The organism is Tenacibaculum sp. nBUS_03, assembly GCF_051201695.1.
GTDB lineage: Bacteria > Bacteroidota > Bacteroidia > Flavobacteriales > Flavobacteriaceae > Polaribacter.
In genome coordinates, this window is sequence record NZ_CP179214.1 from 2,131,377 (window position 1) to 2,150,197 (window position 18,821).

At 30.3% G+C, this 18,821-nt stretch carries 22 protein-coding genes; 13 read left to right on the forward strand and 9 right to left on the reverse strand.

All coding sequences use genetic code 11. The annotated features are described in order from the left end of the window. The first annotated feature begins 10 nt into the window (after nt 1-10). The 4 genes from ACMFBB_RS09915 to ACMFBB_RS09930 all read left to right on the forward strand — a co-directional run bounded on the left by ACMFBB_RS09915 (nt 11) and on the right by ACMFBB_RS09930 (nt 3,800). Nucleotides 11-1,369 (forward strand): OmpA family protein, encoded by a 1,359-nt coding sequence (locus ACMFBB_RS09915; RefSeq protein WP_435264222.1) that lies wholly within the window; start codon nt 11-13, stop codon nt 1,367-1,369. Between the two features lie 182 nt (nt 1,370-1,551). Then, complete coding sequence (atpD, locus tag ACMFBB_RS09920) at nt 1,552-3,063, forward strand: F0F1 ATP synthase subunit beta (RefSeq protein WP_435264223.1); 1,512 nt, start codon at nt 1,552-1,554, stop codon at nt 3,061-3,063. Between the two features lie 73 nt (nt 3,064-3,136). Further along, nucleotides 3,137-3,430 (forward strand): FoF1 ATP synthase subunit delta/epsilon, encoded by a 294-nt coding sequence (locus ACMFBB_RS09925; RefSeq protein WP_435264224.1) that lies wholly within the window; start codon nt 3,137-3,139, stop codon nt 3,428-3,430. Between the two features lie 91 nt (nt 3,431-3,521). Then, nucleotides 3,522-3,800: a Sec-independent protein translocase subunit TatA/TatB gene (locus ACMFBB_RS09930; protein WP_435264225.1), complete on the forward strand. Its 279-nt coding sequence runs from the start codon at nt 3,522-3,524 to the stop codon at nt 3,798-3,800. 8 nt (nt 3,801-3,808) lie between these two features. Here ACMFBB_RS09930 and ACMFBB_RS09935 read toward each other — a convergent pair whose 3' ends face one another. The 4 genes from ACMFBB_RS09935 to ACMFBB_RS09950 all read right to left on the reverse strand — a co-directional run bounded on the left by ACMFBB_RS09935 (nt 3,809) and on the right by ACMFBB_RS09950 (nt 6,334). Then, nucleotides 3,809-4,450 (reverse strand): O-methyltransferase, encoded by a 642-nt coding sequence (locus ACMFBB_RS09935; protein WP_435264226.1) that lies wholly within the window; start codon nt 4,448-4,450, stop codon nt 3,809-3,811. A gap of 113 nt (nt 4,451-4,563) precedes the next feature. Further along, nucleotides 4,564-4,824 (reverse strand): hypothetical protein, encoded by a 261-nt coding sequence (locus ACMFBB_RS09940; protein WP_435264227.1) that lies wholly within the window; start codon nt 4,822-4,824, stop codon nt 4,564-4,566. Nucleotides 4,825-4,828: 4 nt separating this feature from the next. Next, nucleotides 4,829-5,401 carry a sigma-70 family RNA polymerase sigma factor gene (locus tag ACMFBB_RS09945; protein ID WP_435264228.1) on the reverse strand — a complete coding sequence of 191 codons (573 nt, stop codon included), beginning with the start codon at nt 5,399-5,401 and terminating at the stop codon, nt 4,829-4,831. A 15-nt stretch (nt 5,402-5,416) separates the two neighbouring features. Continuing rightward, nucleotides 5,417-6,334 (reverse strand): TolB family protein, encoded by a 918-nt coding sequence (locus tag ACMFBB_RS09950; RefSeq protein WP_435264229.1) that lies wholly within the window; start codon nt 6,332-6,334, stop codon nt 5,417-5,419. Nucleotides 6,335-6,576: 242 nt separating this feature from the next. On the opposite strand from ACMFBB_RS09950, the gene panB reads away from it, so the two are divergent. The 4 genes from panB (at nt 6,577) to ACMFBB_RS09970 (ending at nt 9,678) form a co-directional block, all read left to right on the forward strand. Further along, complete coding sequence (gene panB / locus ACMFBB_RS09955; protein ID WP_435264230.1) at nt 6,577-7,395, forward strand: 3-methyl-2-oxobutanoate hydroxymethyltransferase; 819 nt, start codon at nt 6,577-6,579, stop codon at nt 7,393-7,395. Nucleotides 7,396-7,408: 13 nt separating this feature from the next. Then, nucleotides 7,409-8,344 (forward strand): 2-hydroxyacid dehydrogenase, encoded by a 936-nt coding sequence (locus ACMFBB_RS09960; protein ID WP_435264231.1) that lies wholly within the window; start codon nt 7,409-7,411, stop codon nt 8,342-8,344. A 480-nt stretch (nt 8,345-8,824) separates the two neighbouring features. Beyond that, nucleotides 8,825-9,124, forward strand: a complete 300-nt coding sequence (locus ACMFBB_RS09965; RefSeq protein ID WP_435264232.1) for a TM2 domain-containing protein — start codon at nt 8,825-8,827, stop codon at nt 9,122-9,124. Between the two features lie 41 nt (nt 9,125-9,165). Further along, the gene (locus tag ACMFBB_RS09970) at nt 9,166-9,678 is read left to right on the forward strand and encodes a hypothetical protein (protein WP_435264233.1); all 513 of its coding nucleotides are present in this window, start codon (nt 9,166-9,168) and stop codon (nt 9,676-9,678) included. Nucleotides 9,679-9,795: 117 nt separating this feature from the next. On the opposite strand, the gene ACMFBB_RS09975 is transcribed toward ACMFBB_RS09970, so the two are convergent. The 3 genes from ACMFBB_RS09975 to ACMFBB_RS09985 form a co-directional block, all read right to left on the reverse strand. Beyond that, on the reverse strand, nt 9,796-10,833 hold the full coding sequence (locus tag ACMFBB_RS09975; RefSeq protein WP_435264234.1) for a glycosyltransferase family 9 protein: 1,038 nt from the start codon (nt 10,831-10,833) through the stop codon (nt 9,796-9,798). 7 nt (nt 10,834-10,840) lie between these two features. Next, nucleotides 10,841-11,449: a DUF4254 domain-containing protein gene (locus ACMFBB_RS09980; protein WP_435264235.1), complete on the reverse strand. Its 609-nt coding sequence runs from the start codon at nt 11,447-11,449 to the stop codon at nt 10,841-10,843. Nucleotides 11,450-11,525: 76 nt separating this feature from the next. Beyond that, complete coding sequence (locus ACMFBB_RS09985) at nt 11,526-12,476, reverse strand: hypothetical protein (RefSeq protein ID WP_435264236.1); 951 nt, start codon at nt 12,474-12,476, stop codon at nt 11,526-11,528. Nucleotides 12,477-12,578: 102 nt separating this feature from the next. On the opposite strand from ACMFBB_RS09985, the gene ACMFBB_RS09990 reads away from it, so the two are divergent. From ACMFBB_RS09990 to mscL, 3 genes are read left to right on the forward strand one after another with little or no spacing between them, the layout of a single operon-like run. Then, nucleotides 12,579-13,187 carry a thymidine kinase gene (locus ACMFBB_RS09990; RefSeq protein WP_435264237.1) on the forward strand — a complete coding sequence of 203 codons (609 nt, stop codon included), beginning with the start codon at nt 12,579-12,581 and terminating at the stop codon, nt 13,185-13,187. Then, nucleotides 13,180-14,283 (forward strand): alanine racemase, encoded by a 1,104-nt coding sequence (gene alr / locus ACMFBB_RS09995; protein ID WP_435264238.1) that lies wholly within the window; start codon nt 13,180-13,182, stop codon nt 14,281-14,283. The genes ACMFBB_RS09990 and alr overlap by 8 nt, the downstream gene beginning before the upstream one ends. 52 nt (nt 14,284-14,335) lie before the next feature. After that, nucleotides 14,336-14,737: a large-conductance mechanosensitive channel protein MscL gene (gene mscL / locus ACMFBB_RS10000; protein WP_435264293.1), complete on the forward strand. Its 402-nt coding sequence runs from the start codon at nt 14,336-14,338 to the stop codon at nt 14,735-14,737. Nucleotides 14,738-14,772: 35 nt separating this feature from the next. On the opposite strand, the gene ACMFBB_RS10005 is transcribed toward mscL, so the two are convergent. After that, nucleotides 14,773-15,771, reverse strand: a complete 999-nt coding sequence (locus tag ACMFBB_RS10005; protein ID WP_435264239.1) for a hypothetical protein — start codon at nt 15,769-15,771, stop codon at nt 14,773-14,775. 210 nt (nt 15,772-15,981) lie between these two features. Further along, nucleotides 15,982-16,572 (reverse strand): carboxymuconolactone decarboxylase family protein, encoded by a 591-nt coding sequence (locus tag ACMFBB_RS10010; RefSeq protein ID WP_435264240.1) that lies wholly within the window; start codon nt 16,570-16,572, stop codon nt 15,982-15,984. A 108-nt stretch (nt 16,573-16,680) separates the two neighbouring features. Between ACMFBB_RS10010 and ACMFBB_RS10015 the strand changes: the two genes are divergently transcribed. Together ACMFBB_RS10015 and recJ are read left to right on the forward strand one after the other, a co-directional pair. Further along, nucleotides 16,681-17,100 carry an OsmC family protein gene (locus tag ACMFBB_RS10015; protein WP_435264241.1) on the forward strand — a complete coding sequence of 140 codons (420 nt, stop codon included), beginning with the start codon at nt 16,681-16,683 and terminating at the stop codon, nt 17,098-17,100. Between the two features lie 11 nt (nt 17,101-17,111). After that, nucleotides 17,112-18,797, forward strand: a complete 1,686-nt coding sequence (recJ, locus tag ACMFBB_RS10020; protein WP_435264242.1) for a single-stranded-DNA-specific exonuclease RecJ — start codon at nt 17,112-17,114, stop codon at nt 18,795-18,797. The last annotated feature ends 24 nt before the right edge of the window (nt 18,798-18,821 follow it).

The following is an 18,821-nucleotide window of genomic DNA, read 5'->3' on the forward strand; positions in this document are numbered from 1 at the left end:
ATTTTTAATAATGAAACACTTAAAATTAGCTGTGATGGCTTTGTTTACGTTCGCAACAATTGGAACGGCAAGCGCACAGGATTCAGACAATCCATGGGTAGTTGGATTCGGGGTTAACGCTGTTGACTTTAGAATACCAACTGAATTTAGCGAGTATGCTAAAGATTACATCGGTACTAGTGACTGGAATATCTTACCTTCAGTTTCAAGAATTTCTGTTGACAGATACTTAAACGATGGATTCACATTACAATTAGCTGGTTCTTTAAACAAAATTGAAACTTTTAGCGCTGAAAACGACATGGATGAGCTTTACTGGGCTATCGATGCAAACGTAAAATATGACTTAAACAATTTGTTTGGTGATACTTCATGGTTTGATCCTTATGTATACTTAGGTGGTGGTTATGCTAACTTAGGAGATTTAGGAGAAGGAACTTTAAATGCTGGTGTAGGTTTTAACACTTGGTTTAATGACAACTTAGGTTTAAACTTCCAGTCTGGTGGTAAAAAAGAATTTTCTGACAAAGTTAGAGATCACTTCCAACACTCTATAGGTTTAGTATTTAAATTTGGTGGAAAAGATACTGACGGTGATGGTGTATATGACAAAGATGACGCATGTCCAGAAGTTGCTGGTTTAAAAGAATTCAACGGATGTCCTGATGCTGATGGCGATGGAATCAAAGATTCTGACGATGCATGTCCAGAAGTTGCTGGTTTAGCTGCATTAAACGGTTGTCCTGATGCTGATGGTGATGGTATTGCTGATAAAGACGATGCATGTCCTACTAAAGCTGGAACTAAAGCTATGAACGGTTGTCCTGATGCTGATGGTGATGGTGTTGCTGACAATACAGATAAATGTCCTAACCAAGCAGGACCTGCTGCGAATGGTGGTTGTCCTTGGCCTGATACTGACGGAGACGGTGTATTAGACAAAGATGATAAATGTCCTAATGTAAAAGGTGTAGCATCTAACAATGGATGTCCTGAGGTAATAATCAAAGAAGAAGCTGTTAAGAAATTAAATGATTTCGCAAGAGCTATTTACTTTAACTCAGGAAGAACAACATTTAGAGCTGGAGTAAGCGGAAAATTAGATTTAATTGGTTCTATCATGAAAGAATACCCTAAAGCTAACTTTAGCATACAAGGTCACACTGATAGCCAAGGTAGAGCAGCTAATAACTTAAAGTTATCTGAAAGAAGAGCTAAAGCTGTTTTAGATTACTTAATTAACAAAGCTGGAATCCCTGCAAACAGATTAACTTCTGCTGGTTTTGGAGAAGATTATCCAATTGCTAATAACAAAACAAGAGCTGGTAGAGCTCAAAACAGACGTGTAGAAATTAAATTAGTAAAATAATTTAAACACACACTTATACAAAAAGGCTTCACTTCTTAGTGAAGCCTTTTTTTGTATATAAAAAATACGTAAAAATATCTTTAAACATTTTTAAATTCGCTATTAAAAATTTACCTTTGCACCTTGAAAAAATGAGTTAATTCTCACTTAACAAAATAAATAACTTTAATTACATATAAGTAATGTCTACAATAACAGGTAAAGTTTCTCAAATAATTGGTCCAGTTATCGATGTTGAGTTTAATACAGAAAATGCTGAGTTACCAAAAATTTATGACTCATTAGAAATTAAAAAAGCTGATGGATCAATTTTGGTTCTAGAAGTTCAACAACATATTGGTGAAGATACAGTTCGTACCATTTCAATGGATGCAACTGATGGTTTAAGTAGAGGTACAGAAGTTGTAGCTACTGGTAACCCTATTCAAATGCCAATAGGTAATGACATTTATGGTCGTTTATTTAATGTAACAGGTGACGCTATTGATGGTTTAGGTGATTTACCTAAAACAGGTGAAACTGGTTTACCAATACACCGTTTAGCACCTAAATTTGATGAACTATCTACTTCTACAGAAGTATTATTTACAGGTATTAAAGTAATTGATTTAATTGAACCTTACGCAAAAGGAGGTAAAATTGGATTATTTGGTGGTGCAGGAGTAGGTAAAACTGTATTAATTCAAGAGTTAATTAACAATATTGCAAAGGGTCACGGAGGATTATCTGTATTTGCTGGTGTTGGTGAAAGAACTCGTGAAGGAAACGACTTATTAAGAGAGATGTTAGAATCTGGAATTATCAAATATGGAGATGATTTTATGCATTCTATGGAAGATGGTGGATGGGACTTATCTAAAGTTGATAAACCTGGAATGAGAGACTCTAAAGCTACTTTTGTTTTTGGACAAATGAATGAGCCACCTGGTGCACGTGCTCGTGTTGCATTATCAGGATTAACAATTGCTGAATATTTCCGTGATGGAGCTGGTGAGGCTCAAGGTAAAGATGTATTATTTTTCGTAGATAATATATTCCGTTTTACTCAAGCAGGTTCTGAGGTATCAGCTTTATTAGGACGTATGCCTTCTGCCGTAGGTTATCAACCAACCTTAGCAACAGAAATGGGAGCAATGCAAGAACGTATTACTTCTACTAAGAAAGGATCGATTACATCTGTACAAGCAGTTTATGTACCTGCAGATGATTTAACAGATCCAGCACCTGCTACAACCTTTGCTCACTTAGATGCTACTACAGTATTATCTCGTAAAATTGCTGAGTTAGGTATTTACCCTGCAGTTGATCCTTTAGATTCTACTTCAAGAATTTTAACTGCTGAAGTTTTAGGTGATGAACACTATAACACGGCTCAAAGAGTAAAAGAAATTTTACAACGATACAAAGAATTACAAGATATTATTGCAATCTTAGGGATGGAAGAATTATCTGAAGAAGATAAATTAGTAGTTCATAGAGCACGTCGTGTTCAACGTTTCTTATCTCAACCGTTCCACGTAGCTGAACAATTTACTGGAATTCCAGGATGTTTAGTTGATATTAAAGACACTATTAAAGGCTTTAATATGATTATGGATGGTGAGTTAGATAAATATCCAGAAGCAGCTTTTAACTTAAGAGGTTCTATTCAAGAAGCAATTGATGCTGGAGAAAAAATGTTAGCAGAAGCGTAAACCAGTTTTAAGTTTTAAGTTTTGAGTTATATGATAACTAAAACTAGAACTAAAAGCTAAAAACTTTAAAATTATGTTTTTAGAAATCGTAACTCCAGAAGCTATTTTATTTTCATCAAAAGTAGATTCTGTTACTGTACCTGGTATTGATGGTGAATTTCAAATGCTAAATAACCATGCTCCTATAGTATCTATTTTAGATAAAGGAAGTATTAAAATTCATGTGCATACACAAACTCATTTATCTTTTGATGATTTGCATGGAAGCATTGAAAAACTTCCTGCAGATGATAAAGTTTTAACTTTAAACATCAAATCTGGTACTTTAGAAATGAAAGATAATAAAGTAATTATTCTTGCAGATTAATTACTTTTAATAATTAGAAAAGCCAAACTCTATTTGAGTTTGGCTTTTTTTAACTATAGTAATTACCTTGATTTTATTTATCTTTGTATATATGAATACAACTTTCTTATTTATTGGTGAACCTGAAATATTTATTATCCTTTTAATAGTTGTAATGCTTTTTGGTGCAGATAAAATCCCTGAAATTGCTAGAGGATTAGGGAAAGGTATGCGACAAATAAAAGATGCCACAAATGACATTAAAAAAGAAATTAATGATAGTGCAAAAAACCAAGGTATAGAAACTGACTTTGTTCGTGATATAAATAAAGAAGTTAATGATGTTAAAAATAACATCGATGACTTGACAGGACCAATAAAAAGAAAATAATACTACTTCTACTTAACTCTAGTTATAGTTAAGCCATCTCTAATTGGTAAAAGAACCGTTTCTAAACGTGAATCTTCTTTTAGTAATGTATTGTACTCTAAAAGTATTTTAGTGTCTATATCTTTTGGATTTAAATCTTCCACAACCTTTCCACTCCATAGTACATTGTCTGATAAAATGACACCTCCTTTATTCATCTTACCTATTATTAATTCAAAATAGTTTAAATAATTTGATTTATCTGCATCTATAAAAACTAAATCAAATGTTGAATTAATCGTTGGAATAATTTCTATAGCATTACCTATATATTGTTTTATTTTATTTTGAAAACCAGACTTTTGAAAATATTTAAGTTGTAGCTCTTCCAATTCCTCATTTTTATCAATGGTATAAAGAAAACCGTCATCATGTAAACCTTCTGCCAAACATAAAGCTGAATAACCTGTATAAGTTCCTATTTCTAAAATTGACTTTGGTTGTATCAACTTTGAAATCATAGACAATACCCTACCTTGAAAAGACCCACTTAACATCCTAGGGTTCAATACCTTTTGCCAAGTTTCTCTATTCAGTTCTTGCAACAATTTGGGTTCATTTTGTGAATGCTTAACAGCATAATCATCAATTAAATCAGGTAAAAAATTCATAGTTGGTAATTTAGGATTACAAAATTAAAAAAACGGAATTTATCTTTACAACAAATTCCGTTTCAATCTAACAAAAAATCAAAAATTGGTTTTTATTAAAAAACCAAAAAAAATTAACTTATCTCTTTTATCTTTTGTTTTAAGGCAATCTTTGCCTCATCAGATAAAGAGAATTTCTTAGCTTTACATTCGGTCGCATTTCTTTTATATACTCTAGTTAAAATATTATTTTGTTTAGAATAAAGCCTACAAAATTTACATACTAAAACATGAAAATTAAGTTGAATTTTTTCAAATAAAGAAGCTTCTCCGTATTGTGCCTTATCACAAATAGCTGTAGCTTCATCACAAGTTATTTTAAATTTTTTAAACATAAAATTAATTATTAAACCAGTTCTTTTCCATACAATTTCTTAGTTGAGTTCGTGCTCTATGAATAATAACCCATAGATTCGACGGCGTAATATCTAGTTCCTTACAAATTTCTTCAGTTTCAAACTCTTGAATCGTTTTCATCCTAAAAACCATAGCATATTTTTCAGGTAAACTGTCTATACATTTATCTATTTGGTTTTTAAGCTCTGTGTTTTCAATTGTATAATCTGCTTCATTCCTCCAGGACTGAGGAACGCGTTCTTCAATCCAGTTACCTCCATTCTCACCTTCTTCATAGAAATTCATTCGTACTTCAGCTTTTCCTTTTTTTGAATTTATTTTCCTGTAATAATCTATTACTTTTCGCTTCAAAATAGAAACAAGCCAAGTTCTTTCTGTAGATTTACCTTCAAAATTTTTAGCGGACTTTAATCCAGCAAAAAAAGTTTCTTGAACTAAATCTTTTGCTATTGCTTCATTATTGACACGAGCTACAGCATAATTATATAAATAATCTGCATACGCATCAACCCAGTTATCAGGGGATAAAATATTATTGTTTTGCTTCGGGTTCATTAGGTCAAATATACATTATTTTTTATTTAAAAAAGTACTGTATATTCTACTTAGACCATTAGGTAAACTATTAATCGTATGGATAATTTCTTTAAAATTTTGTTTACTTTTTAGCCGATTAGGCACATTCGTCCTATTTGATGTAAAATATAAAACATTAGCATTAATATCAATAAATGGGCAATAATCTAATTTTTTTGAGTTTATTTTATCTCCTAAGTTTTTAGCTGGCAACCAATTGCCTTCGCTATCTTTTCTACTTATATATAAATCACCTCTTCCTAAATCATCTTCCCTTCCATAAGAAGTAAAAACAATAATTTTTTCATCTGGAGAAACATAAGCATTAAACTCATATTTATCACTATTAATGGCAGTACTCAAAGGTACAGGTTTTGTATATGTATTATTTATAAACCTACTTACGTAAATATCTTCTTTTCCAATAGAATTTGGGTACTCAGCAGTAAAAAACAAATCACCTTTATTAGTTACCGAAGGATAAAATTCATTTTTATTAGTATTAATAATATCTCCAACATTAATTGGGCTGGACCAACCATCATTCAATGAATTTCTTTGTACATACCATATATCAATGTCTTTTTTAACATCAGTTGAAGTAGCATTTCTATTCGATGCAAAAAACAACTTCAAACCATCTGGAGACAAAAACGGTTCTAAATCTTTAAACTCTCCTGAAAAACTAACTGCTTTAGGTTTGCCCCACTTTTTCCCAGTTCTTTTTATACAAGCTATAAAAGAATATGTTTTACAATAACTTTCAATAGTAAAATAAATTTCACTTTTATTCTTACTCATTGAAAAGTCACGAACATTTGGTAAGTTTTTAAACAATTCAGGAGAAAACAAACTTGCTTGCTGTGAAAAGCAATTGCAAGTTATTAGAAATACTATTAATAATTTTTTCATTCTTATTTTTTAGTTTGAATATTAGTGATTTCTAATATTTCTATGTCTTTTAAGAAAAAACTATGTACACTACTAAAGTAATAGTAAAAAAATAAAATTCATATTAATTTTACGTACACAAAATCAATTCAAAAAATTAAAACTAATAAAAAGATAGCTTAGATAAATATAATTAACAGAAGATTAACGAAGTACTAATCTGTTGAAAAATGCCTATTTTTACCAGACTAAACAAAAACATAATGTCTACAGCAAAAAAACAATACAAAAGAGTTACCGTAAAGTCGTTGATTGAAATGAAAGCAAACAACGAAAAAATATCCATGTTAACTGCTTACGACTATACAATGGCAAAAATTTTAGATGGGGCTGGAATTGATGTTATTTTAGTTGGTGATTCTGCATCTAATGTTATGGCTGGTCATGAAACTACTTTACCCATTACCCTAGATCAAATGATTTATCATGCAAGTTCAGTAATAAGAGCTATTGAAAGATGTTTAGTCATCGTAGATTTACCTTTTGGTACGTACCAAGGAAACTCAAAAAACGCTTTAGATTCTGCGATTAGAATCATGAAAGAATCAGGTGGACATGCAGTAAAACTTGAAGGAGGTAGTGAAATTTCTGAATCTGTATCACGTATTTTAACAGCTGGAATACCAGTAATGGGACACCTTGGCTTAACCCCTCAATCAATATATAAGTTTGGTACATACACTGTAAGAGCTAAAGAAGAAGAAGAGGCTAGAAAATTAAAAGAAGATGCTAAACTTCTAGAAGAACTAGGTTGTTTTGCTTTAGTTTTAGAAAAAGTTCCTGCTAAATTAGCTGAAGAAGTTGCAAAAAGTTTAACAATTCCTGTAATAGGTATAGGAGCTGGAGGTGGTGTAGATGGTCAAGTTTTAGTTACACATGATATGATTGGAATGACGCACGAATTTAGTCCTAGATTTTTACGAAGGTACCTAGATTTGTATGCTGAAATGACAGACGCCTTTCAACAATATATTAGTGATGTAAAATCTCAGGACTTTCCTAGCGACAAAGAACAATATTAGTTTGTAGTAACTCATGAAAATATTACATTTAGATACTAATCATCCTCTATTAATAAATCAACTAAATGATTTTGGTTTTATAAACGATGAAGATTATAATTCCTCAAAAGAGGAAATAGAAGCTAAAATTTCAATGTATGATGGTATTATTATTCGAAGTAGGTTTAGTATTGATAAGCAATTTTTAAACAAAGCATCTAATTTAAAATTTATTGGCCGTGTTGGTGCTGGATTAGAAAACATTGATTGCGAATATGCTAGAATGAAGAAAATTCATTTAATATCAGCCCCAGAAGGTAATAGAAATGCTGTTGGTGAACATTCTTTAGGAATGCTTCTATCTTTATTCAATAAACTAAATAAAGCTGACAATGAGGTTAGAAATGGAAAATGGCTTCGTGAAGATAATAGAGGTATTGAATTAGACGGAAAAACAGTGGGTATTATTGGTTATGGAAACATGGGAAAAGCTTTTGCTAAAAAACTTCGTGGATTTGATGTGAAGGTGCTATGTTATGATATTAAAGATAATGTTGGTGATGAAAATTGCAAGCAAGTATCTTTAAACAAACTTCAAGAAGAAGTGGATGTATTAAGTTTGCATACTCCTCAAACAAAGCTAACCGTAAACATGGTTAATAAAGCATTTATTGATAATTTTAAGAAAAATTTTTGGTTAATAAATACTGCTAGAGGAAAATCTGTAGTCACCTCAGATTTAGTTGACTCTCTAAAGTCAGGGAAAATTTTAGGAGCCGGGTTAGATGTTTTAGAGTATGAAAAAAAATCTTTTGAAAATTTATTTACTGATGCTCTTATGCCAAAAGCTTTTCAGTATTTGATAAAATCAGATCGTGTAATACTATCTCCTCACGTGGCTGGCTGGACAATAGAAAGCAAAAAAAAACTTGCACAAACAATAGTAAACAAGGTCAAACAAAAATTTTAGTCGCTTGTACTTCAAATTCATAATATTTGAAGTACAAGCGAAATTTCTTCATGAATTTCTACCTCAAAACGTCTATAAAACAGAGGGGAATTTAAAATCTACGGAAAACAATATTCAAAAGACTTTCTAGAGAGGAGCAAAAAGTATAATATATAAGCATGACAACCTTTTTATTTATCCTATACTGCCCAAAGCTATTTCACTATATAACTTTTTAGTCTTTACTTTTTATAAATACTACCTCTCAAGTAATTTAATCGGTGAATTAACTCAAATGAGAACTGTAACCTTTCACTAAAAGAAGAACATAAAACTAGAGGACAATAGACTCTTTTTAGTAAAAAAGCGATATTAAAGCTATTAATAAAATGATCACGTTAAATTTGATTATATTGTTGATCTATAAGCAAACAAAATTGAGACATTAAGATTCATAGACAAAGAGTTTTTATAATCTTGATACACTACAAAAAATAAAATATGGAAATAGTAGACGAAAATGGTAAGCCAATACCTAAACCTCAAAAGCAAAATAAAAGAATTTTAGCTGGCATTCTAGCTATTTTCCTAGGTGGGTTTGGCCTACATAAATTCGTATTAGGCTATACAAAAGAAGGAGTTACTACGCTAGTTCTTACAATAATTTTGACTATAATAACCTGTGGAATTTTATCAGGCATAATGTGGTTAATTTCCTTTATAGAGGGGGTAATTTATTTAACCAAATCTGATGAAGAATTCTTTGAAATATATCAGCAAAACCAAAAAGAATGGTTTTAAAACTAAAATTTAACCTATGCTAATCAAATAAATCAATAAAAATGTCAGAAGAGAACAAAATACCAAGTGAAAATTTAAATAAAAAAAATGACTCTTTTAAAGAAACAGTAAATGATGTTTCTGAAAAAGCAAATGAATTTGTAAAAAAAGCAGAAGAAAAAGTTTCTGAATTTCTAGAAAGTGATCGTGTTAAAAATGTAAAAGAAAAGGCTAATGAATTTGCAGAGGAGGCAAAAGAAACATTAGAAAATGTATCAGGAAAAGCTTCAGAAATTGCAGGTGAAGCTGGTGAAAAAATAGCTGATTTTGCAGAAGACGCTAAAGAAACAATCACTGAAATATTAGACAGTGAAGAGGCTCAAAAAGTAAAAGAAAAAGCTAGTGAATTTGCAAAAGAAGCTAAACAAGCATTTGAAGATGTATCTGAAAAGGCCTCAGAAATTGTTGGTGAAGCAAGTGAACACATAGCTGATTTCGCTGAAGATGCCGAAGAAGAAATTAAAGACGCTACTAAAAAAACGAAAAACTTTTTTCAACGTCTATTTGGAAAATAAACTTACAAAAAACATAAAGGTCTTCATTTTAAAATGAAGACCTTTATATTACTTTGTTACATAGAATATTTGTTAACACCAATAGTTTATGTTTATAACATTCATAAATATTCTTTTTTATTTTGTGTAAATATTAACAAGCTCTACAATATCTGAAATCAATATTGTTTCAAAACAATTTATATATTCTTTTGGATGTTCTTTTCCATAAGTTGAAGTAGGAATCAGAGGGTATTTTTTCAAATCTGGTAGTATTTGATTTTCTATGGGTTGATTAAACGGTGTAAATCCTAAACAAGGATGAGTAACACCCCAAATTGTAATTACGGGTATATTATACATGGCAGCAATATGTCCATTCCCTGAGTCCATTGAAACCATTACATCTAAATTTGATATAATACGTAATTCTTCTTCAAAAGTTCCTTTTTTTACCATTGAAAAAACATTCGTATAATCTTTAGCTATATTTTCTAAAAGATTTTTTTCGACATCTCCCCCACCAAACAACAAAACTTTACAATTTTTTCGGTCGCTAAGTTCTTTTACTAAAGTTTTAATTTTTTTAACCGGAAATGCTTTTCCTTTATAAGCTGCAAAAGGAGCAATCCCTATAAGTTTAGAGCTATTGAATTCTTTTTTAAAATGAGGAGGAATTTCTAATTTAGCTACCTTCGAACCGATATTTAAATCAATTGAAAAGTTTAACTTTTTAAAAACATCAGCATACCTTTCATGCATCGTTTTTAAGTGAAATAATGTTTTGTTTTCGTTTAATTCCGTTAGCTTTTTTTTGTCTTTTCTTCCTTTTTTTAATTGTACACACTTTATACCTCTTACTCTAAAAAAAGAAACTAAAACGTTAGATCTAATCACGTTGTGTAAATCGGCAACTACATCAATATCTAATTTTATTAACTCTTTAAAAAGCCTAAACAACCCTATAAAGCCTTTATGTTTCCCTTTTAAATCTGGAGTATAAACGTTTACATTATCAAACTCATTAAAAAAAGGGGTAAAAAAGGCACGAGTTAGCAGTGTTATTTTTACTCCTTTATTTTGTTTATTTAGATAACGTATAACTGGTACAGTCATAGCTACATCTCCCATTGCAGAAAGACGTATAATTAAAATATGTTTACTCTTTACACTCAATTAAATTTTACTTTTGCGAACGTAAAACCGGATTCAATTCATCATCATTGTACATTTTCATTTGCTTGTATACTTTCATATACTTATCACCTTCTTTAATATCATTAAGTAAAGTATCAATCGCCAATGATAAATCAACACGTTGCTCTAGCAAAACATCTAGCTTTAACTGACAATTTTTCTGATGCTTTTCAGAAGCATTCTCTCTTGTTGCCTCTTCATTCATATGGTATACTTTCAAAGCTAAAATTGACAATCTATCAATACCCCAAGCTGGACTTTCAGTATTTATAGTTGCATTACTTTTAGAAGTAACATTTTTAAATTCTTCTAAAAAATAGGCATCAATGTACTCAACCATGTCAGTTCTATCCTGATTAGATGCATCAATTTTTCTCTTTAAAACCAAAGCGTCTACAGGATTTATATTTGGATCTCTAATAATATCTTCATAATGCCACTGTACAGTGTCAATCCAACATTTTCTATAAAGTAAATGAGCAATTAAATCTTCTTCTTTATCATATTTATTTACAAAATTTTGGTAAACATCATCTTTAATATGATAATCATTTATTACTTCTTGAAAAATTTTATTTGCTTTAGCTGTAAACATATTTATTGTAACTTTTAAAAAGTCAAAGGTACTATATAATTATAAATAGGAACCATATTAAAAATATCTGTTTCTTTTAAACAAATCGTCTCTCTATAATTTCTAATAACCTAGTTTCATATTCTTCTTTATCTGACCAATTATAATCTGGTTTCACCAACTTATTAATAAACTTCTTAGCTTCTTTTTCTGTTTTACAGGTATTTAACTGAGAAACAACTCTATTAAAATCATTTTGACTTCCTTCAAAAAGGTGTTTAACAAAAGCAATTCTATCATTTAATCCTATTTGAATAGTATTTTGTAAATGGTCATTCAGAGATTTTTTAGAATCTACTTTTTCAAACAAATTAGCCATTACATCAACAGGTAACGTATCTTGTAATTCCTCCTCTAAAGTTGGTGCTTTTCGTTCACCAAGATCTTTACTATCATCTTTCGAAATAGCTACATCATTAAATAATAAGTTTTCTATCTCATCAAAAGGTTGTTCTATAATTTCTTCAATTATTTCTTTAGTATTCGTATTACCAATTGAACCTTCCTCGTTATTTACTATTTCTGATTCATCTTCTTTTACCTCCTTACTATCAGAAATCAACTCACTTTCTTTAGCATCAATAGGTAAAGTGCTTTCCCTTGTTTGAATCACTTCCTCAACAATTTCAGAAGTTTTGACCTCAACACCTTCTTCTTTTATCTTTTTTTCTTCATCAATTGAGGGTAAAACCTCATTTTCAGTGGTGTCATTTTCAGCATACTGCTTTCCTTCGTCCATAGAAATAGCTTTTTTGCTATTTAATTCGTTTCTTTTATCTTCAGCTACCTTAATTTTTTCTAACAAATCTTCTTTTGTCTCTTCAGCATTTGGAGTCGTGTTAATATATTCATTTACGTATGCTAAAACTGAAAGTTTTTCATAAACTTCATATGCTTTTTCCTTTAACAGTAACACATCTTCTTTATTTTTCATCTGTAAAATACTGTGTGCTAAACTGGTTAAATCTGATGCTAATTTTTTGTGCATAAGTTGTTATGGGTTTTTAAGTTTTGCTCTTAAATTTTAATAAATTTGTTCCTTTGTTCGAAAGTAACACAAATATTAATAAACAGGGCTTAAAATTACAAAATGTTTCTTGAAAATACAGTAAATCATACAGAACAATTTGGGTGGATCGAGGTTATTTGCGGCTCGATGTTTTCAGGAAAAACAGAAGAACTGATAAGACGTTTAAAACGAGCTCAATTTGCTAAACAACGTGTAGAAATTTTTAAACCATCAGTAGATACTCGTTACGATGATGAGGAAGTAGTTTCTCATAATGACAATAGAATTAGATCTACGGCTGTACCAGCATCATCTAATATACGACTTTTAGCAAATAATGTTGATGTAGTTGGAATTGATGAAGCTCAGTTTTTTGATGATGAAATAGTAGCCGTATGTAATGATTTAGCCAATAGAGGTGTTAGAGTTATTGTTGCAGGTTTAGATATGGACTTTAAAGGAAATCCTTTTGGCCCGATGCCAGCACTTATGGCGACTGCAGAATATGTTACAAAAGTGCATGCTGTTTGTACTCATACTGGAAACTTAGCTCATTATAGCCATAGAAAAACACAAAATGAAGATTTAGTTTTACTAGGTGAAACCCAAGAATATGAACCTTTAAGTAGAGCAGCTTACTACAAGGCTATCCAAAACTCTAGTAAAGATAATAAAATTACAGATGAATAATAATCATGTAACTATTTTAGAAATAGATTCAAATGCAGTTTTACATAATCTAACATATTTTAAACAAAAACTTAAGCCTGAAACAAAAGTCTTGATAGTTGTTAAAGCGTTTGGATATGGAAGTGAATCTGTTGAAATTGCAAAAATTGTAGAAGATAAAGTAGATTATTTTGCTGTAGCTTATACTAATGAAGGAATTACTTTAAGAGAAAATGGGATTAAAAAACCTATTTTAGTGTTTCATCCGCAAATTCAAAACTTAGAATTAATTGTTAAATACAAGTTAGAACCTAGCTTATACAACTTTAAAATTTTTGATGCGTTTCTTAACTTAGCTGACAAGAAACCTCTTATGAACTACCCTGTTCATATTAAATTTAACACTGGATTAAATAGATTAGGTTTTTGGCATACAGATGTACCTGCTATAATTAGTGAACTAAAAAAATCTAATAACATTAAAATTCAGTCATTTTTTTCACACTTAGCCGCAAGTGAAGATGTTAATGAACAAGAGTTTACTGTAGGACAAATAAATAATTTTGCATACATAGTAAAACAACTTTATGATCATTTAGGATATGAACCTATGATTCATATTTTAAACACTTCTGGGATTATAAATTACCCTAAAGCTCAATTTGATATGGTGCGCTTAGGCATTGGTTTGTATGGATTTGGCAACAATATTGAAGAAACGAAACAATTAAAAAACACCCATACCTTAAAATCGATTATATCTCAAATACATCTAATTAAACCTGGAGAAACTGTAGGGTATAATAGAGCTTTTGTTGCTAATCAACCCACAAGAAGTGCAACAATACCGATAGGTCATGCAGATGGTATATCAAGAAAACTTGGCAATAAAAATGGTTTTGTAATTATCAATAATCAGCCAGCGCCAATGATTGGAAACGTTTCCATGGACGTGATTATGGTTGATGTCACTAAAATTGACTGTAAAGAAGGGGATGAAGTTATTCTATTTAACCACCAAGAACACATAGAATACATGGCTCATAAATGTGAAACTATACCTTATGAAATACTAACTGCTATCTCACAAAGGATTAAAAGATTAGTTAAAAAGTAATTTTTGTTCTATTTTAGAGGTCAATTTAACTATTAAAATCAAAAAAATGGGAATAATCAAAGAGTTTAAAGACTTTGCAATGAAAGGCAACTTAGTCGATATTGCAGTAGGTTTTGTAATGGGAGCTGCTTTTAAACAAGTAGTAACTTCTTTTACTGGAGGTATTGTATCTCCTTTAATCGGTTTAATTTTTAATGCCGATTTTAAATCTTTAAAATACATTCTTAAAGAAGGAGTAGCAGATGCTACAGGCAAAGTTACTGGTGAAACAGCCATTATGTATGGTGAATTTTTAACCCATGTTATTGACTTTATTATTGTAGCCTTTGTAATGTTTATGGTAGTAAAAGCAATCAATGCAATGAAGAAAAAAGAAGAGCCTGCACCAGAAGCTCCAAAAGGACCTACCCAAGAAGAATTATTAGTAGAGATTAGAGATTTACTAAAAAAATAAAAATAAAAACCTTGAGAAATTCTCAAGGTTTTTATTTAGATGAAAGACATTAACACTTTTGATTCTATTTCAGATTTTAATTGAGCTATCTTTTCGTACATCGTTGTAACAAATATTTTCCTATCAACCTCTCCACTATCACCAGATATTTTCTTTGCAAACTGCATTTGTTTTTTCAAATGAATATCAATTTCATTACTAATACTTTCATTTTCAATTTTCATATGTGAAAGTGAGCTATAAGGAATCAACACACTCTTCCTACCTTTTGTTTTAAAAAAAATAGTATGATTTAAATTCAAAAGTTTACTGTAGTACAAATTAAACTTTTTTTCTTTATTAGGATTTAAAAAACCTTGTGTTGCAGATTTTTCTATTTCTTGTATCATACAAGTAATTTCATCACACAAAAGTAACGCCTCTTCTTTCTCTATCAATTTTATTTTAAAAAAATAAAATATTTGATACAAAGAGCTATTAATTGTTGTGTCTTCCCATATGTCAGTTATATTAGCTTTCAAAAAATTACTTCTAAACTTATTCACTTTTTCAAAAATTGAAGTACAAGGTTTAAAATTTTTAAATTCTATTTTATTATCAGCATCACTATACAGAAAATTCAAATGAACATAAATTCTAAATTTCCAATACAAATTATCTGTTTTAAAGTGATATAAAGGAATATCTTTTGCCGAGTAGATTATTGATGTTTCTTGACTTTTAGTAAACGATTCAGTATGATAAGAATACTCTTTATAAAATTGAACTAACCCATCAATGGTATTGTCATAGCTTTTTTTATCTATAAATAGGGAGTTTTCAGATTGTAAACCATATAACTCGTTCAAAGACACTTTAAAATGCTTAGCAAGAATCAATGCCTCTTCAAGAGCTAAGGATGTTTTCCCTTTAATTCTTCTGTATGAAGCATCATAACTTATATCTAAAACATCAGCAATTTCCTCAGTAAATAATACATTTGGAGGCAATTTCTTTCTTATAATATTAAAAATTTTATTTTTTTCTATACTCATATATTCCTTAAATAAAGATATCTATCTTAAAAAATGCAAAAAGATATTTTGTCTTTTTGTAAAATTTACAATTACCTATTGTACAAATCTTTTTTAATTTGTGGTGGCACTTAGCTTAGGTGAACTGTGGGGGGACATCTACTTTAAGGTTATAGTAGAAAAGTCTTCTCAAAAGAGAAGACTTTTATTGATTACAATATATAAAAAAAATTATAAATGCTTGCCTTTATTCCAGCCGTGTTTCCCTAAATACTGTTCTCCACTTTCAACAGCTCCATCTTCAATACTTGTTCCCATAGAGTCATTCCATCTATTTAAGTATCCAAATAAAGAGATAACACCAAGCATTTCTACAATTTCCCCTTCATTCCAGTATTTATATAAATTCTCTTTAATTTTCTCATCAACCATATTAGGTACAATACTTGCCGCAAATGAAAAATCTAACGCAGCTCTTTCTCCTTCATTAAAAGCTGGGTGTGTTTTATACTCCCAAATATTATCTAATTGCTCTTGTTCAGCTCCATAACGTTCCGCAGCCCTTATTGCATGTGCTTGACAATATCTACATCCTGTAGCATTACTTGAAACCCAAGCTATCATTCTTTTAAGTGCTGATGTAACTCTTCCTTCATTAGCCATCACTGCTTTATTCAAATTAATAAAAGCTTTTGAAATAGCTGGTCTGTGTTGCATTGTTAATACTGAATTAGGGCAAAACCCCAACGTTTCGTTAAAAAATTCAGCTAGTTTTTTTGTGTCTGCATCATGATTTGCAGATAATGGTGTTACTAATGGCATTGTTGTTTGTTTTTATTTTAATTAATCTATTTTTAGTGTAAGTTTGTTTTCATTAAAAAAAATTAAAATAAATCACAAACTTACCTAAGTAACAAAAATAGATAAATTATGGCACAACACACAGTAACCACAATTTGGAACAAAAACATGCAATTTGAAACCGACAATCCGAGTGGTCATAAGGTTTTAATTGATACATCTGAAGATAATGGAGGTAACAACTCTGGACTAGCCCCTAAGGCAATGATGCTGTCTTCATTAGCTGGATGTTCAGGTTTAGATGTCGTTTCATTATTAAAAAAGATGAGAATAATTGTTGATGATTTTAAAATGGATGTTACTGGAGAACTGACTGATAAACATCCAAAATATTATCATACTGTTACAGTAGACTATCATTTTACTGGTGCTAACTTAGATGAAGAAAAAATTACTAAAGCAGTTAATTTATCTGTTGAAAAGTATTGTGGAGTAATGGAGATGTTTAGAAGGTTTGCAGATATTAAAATAGCTATTCATTTTCATTAAAAATAAAATATATGCGTTGGACTTTAAAGTCAAAACCTAATATTGAAGTTGTTCAAAAATTATCATTAGATCTTGGAATTGATAACGTCTTATCAAAATTATTAGTCCAACGAGGCATAACTACATTTGATGAAGCAAAACGATTTTTTAGACCTTCATTAGATAATTTACATGATCCATATTCCATGAAAGATATGGATCTAGCTGTTGCTAGAATAGAGAAAGCTATTAAAAATAACGAGAATATTTTAGTGTATGGAGATTATGATGTTGACGGCACAACAGCTGTCTCTCTTATGTCATCTTATTTAAAAGAAGAATACCAAAATGTAGCAACCTATATCCCTGATAGATACAAAGAAGGATATGGTGTTTCATTTCAAGGAATTGATTTTGCTGACGATAATGGATTTTCATTAATCATTGCACTAGATTGCGGTATCAAAGCCATTGATAAAGTAGCCTATGCTTCAACTAAAGGAATTGATTTTATTATCTGCGACCACCATAAACCAGGAAAAAAAATCCCTAAAGCAACTGCAATTCTAAATCCTAAAAGAGAAGATTGCAAGTATCCATATAAAGAGCTTTGCGGTTGTGGGGTTGGCTTTAAATTAATTCAAGCACTTGGAGAAAAAAACAATAAAACTATAGAAGATTTCATTCCTTATCTGGACCTAGTAGCTACCGCTATAGCTGCCGATATAGTTCCTATTACTGGTGAAAACAGAATACTTACTTATTATGGATTACAAGTAATTAACAACAGTCCAAGAAACGGAATTAAAGCAATTATTCATCAAACAAACAAAAAGGAACTAACCATAACTGATGTAGTTTTTACAATAGCACCAAGGATTAATGCAGCTGGTAGAATGAAACACGGTAATTTTGCTGTAGATTTACTAACTCAATTTGATTTTAACGCTGCAATTGAAGTCGCTTCTACTATTGAAAAATTTAATGCTGACAGAAAAGAATTAGACGCTAAAATAACTCAAGAAGCCCTTAAACAAATTGAAAAGAACAACGAAAAAGATAAATTTACATCTGTTGTTTATAATGAAAAATGGCATAAAGGTGTTATTGGTATTGTTGCTTCAAGGTTAATTGAAACTTATTACAGACCAACGCTAGTTTTTACAAAAAGTGGTGATAAACTAGCAGCCTCTGCAAGATCTGTAAAAGGTTTTGATGTATACAATGCTTTAGAGGAATGCTCAGAATTTATTGAACAATTTGGAGGACATAAATATGCAGCTGGACTAACCTTGTTACCTGAACAATATGAAGGTTTTAAAAATAAATTTGAAGAAGTAGTTTCAACCACAATTCAAAAAGATTTATTAACCCCTGAAATTACCATTGATGCAGAATTAGAGCTATCGGAAATTACCTCTAAATTTTATCGTATCATCAAACAAATGGGACCTTTCGGACCACAAAACATGAAACCTGTATTTATATCATCTAGCGTTAGAGACAATGGGTATGGTAAACAAGTTGGAGCAGATAAAAGTCATTTAAAACTTAATATAATCTATGGAGCAGATAAAAAAACATATGGGGCTATTGGTTTTAGTCTTGGTCATAAAATAGAAAAAGTCCAAAACAACTTCGATATCGTATACAATCTAGATGAAAACACTTGGAACGGCAATACATCAATACAACTAGTAGTAAAAGATTTAAAATAATTTATTTAGAATTATTCTAAATTA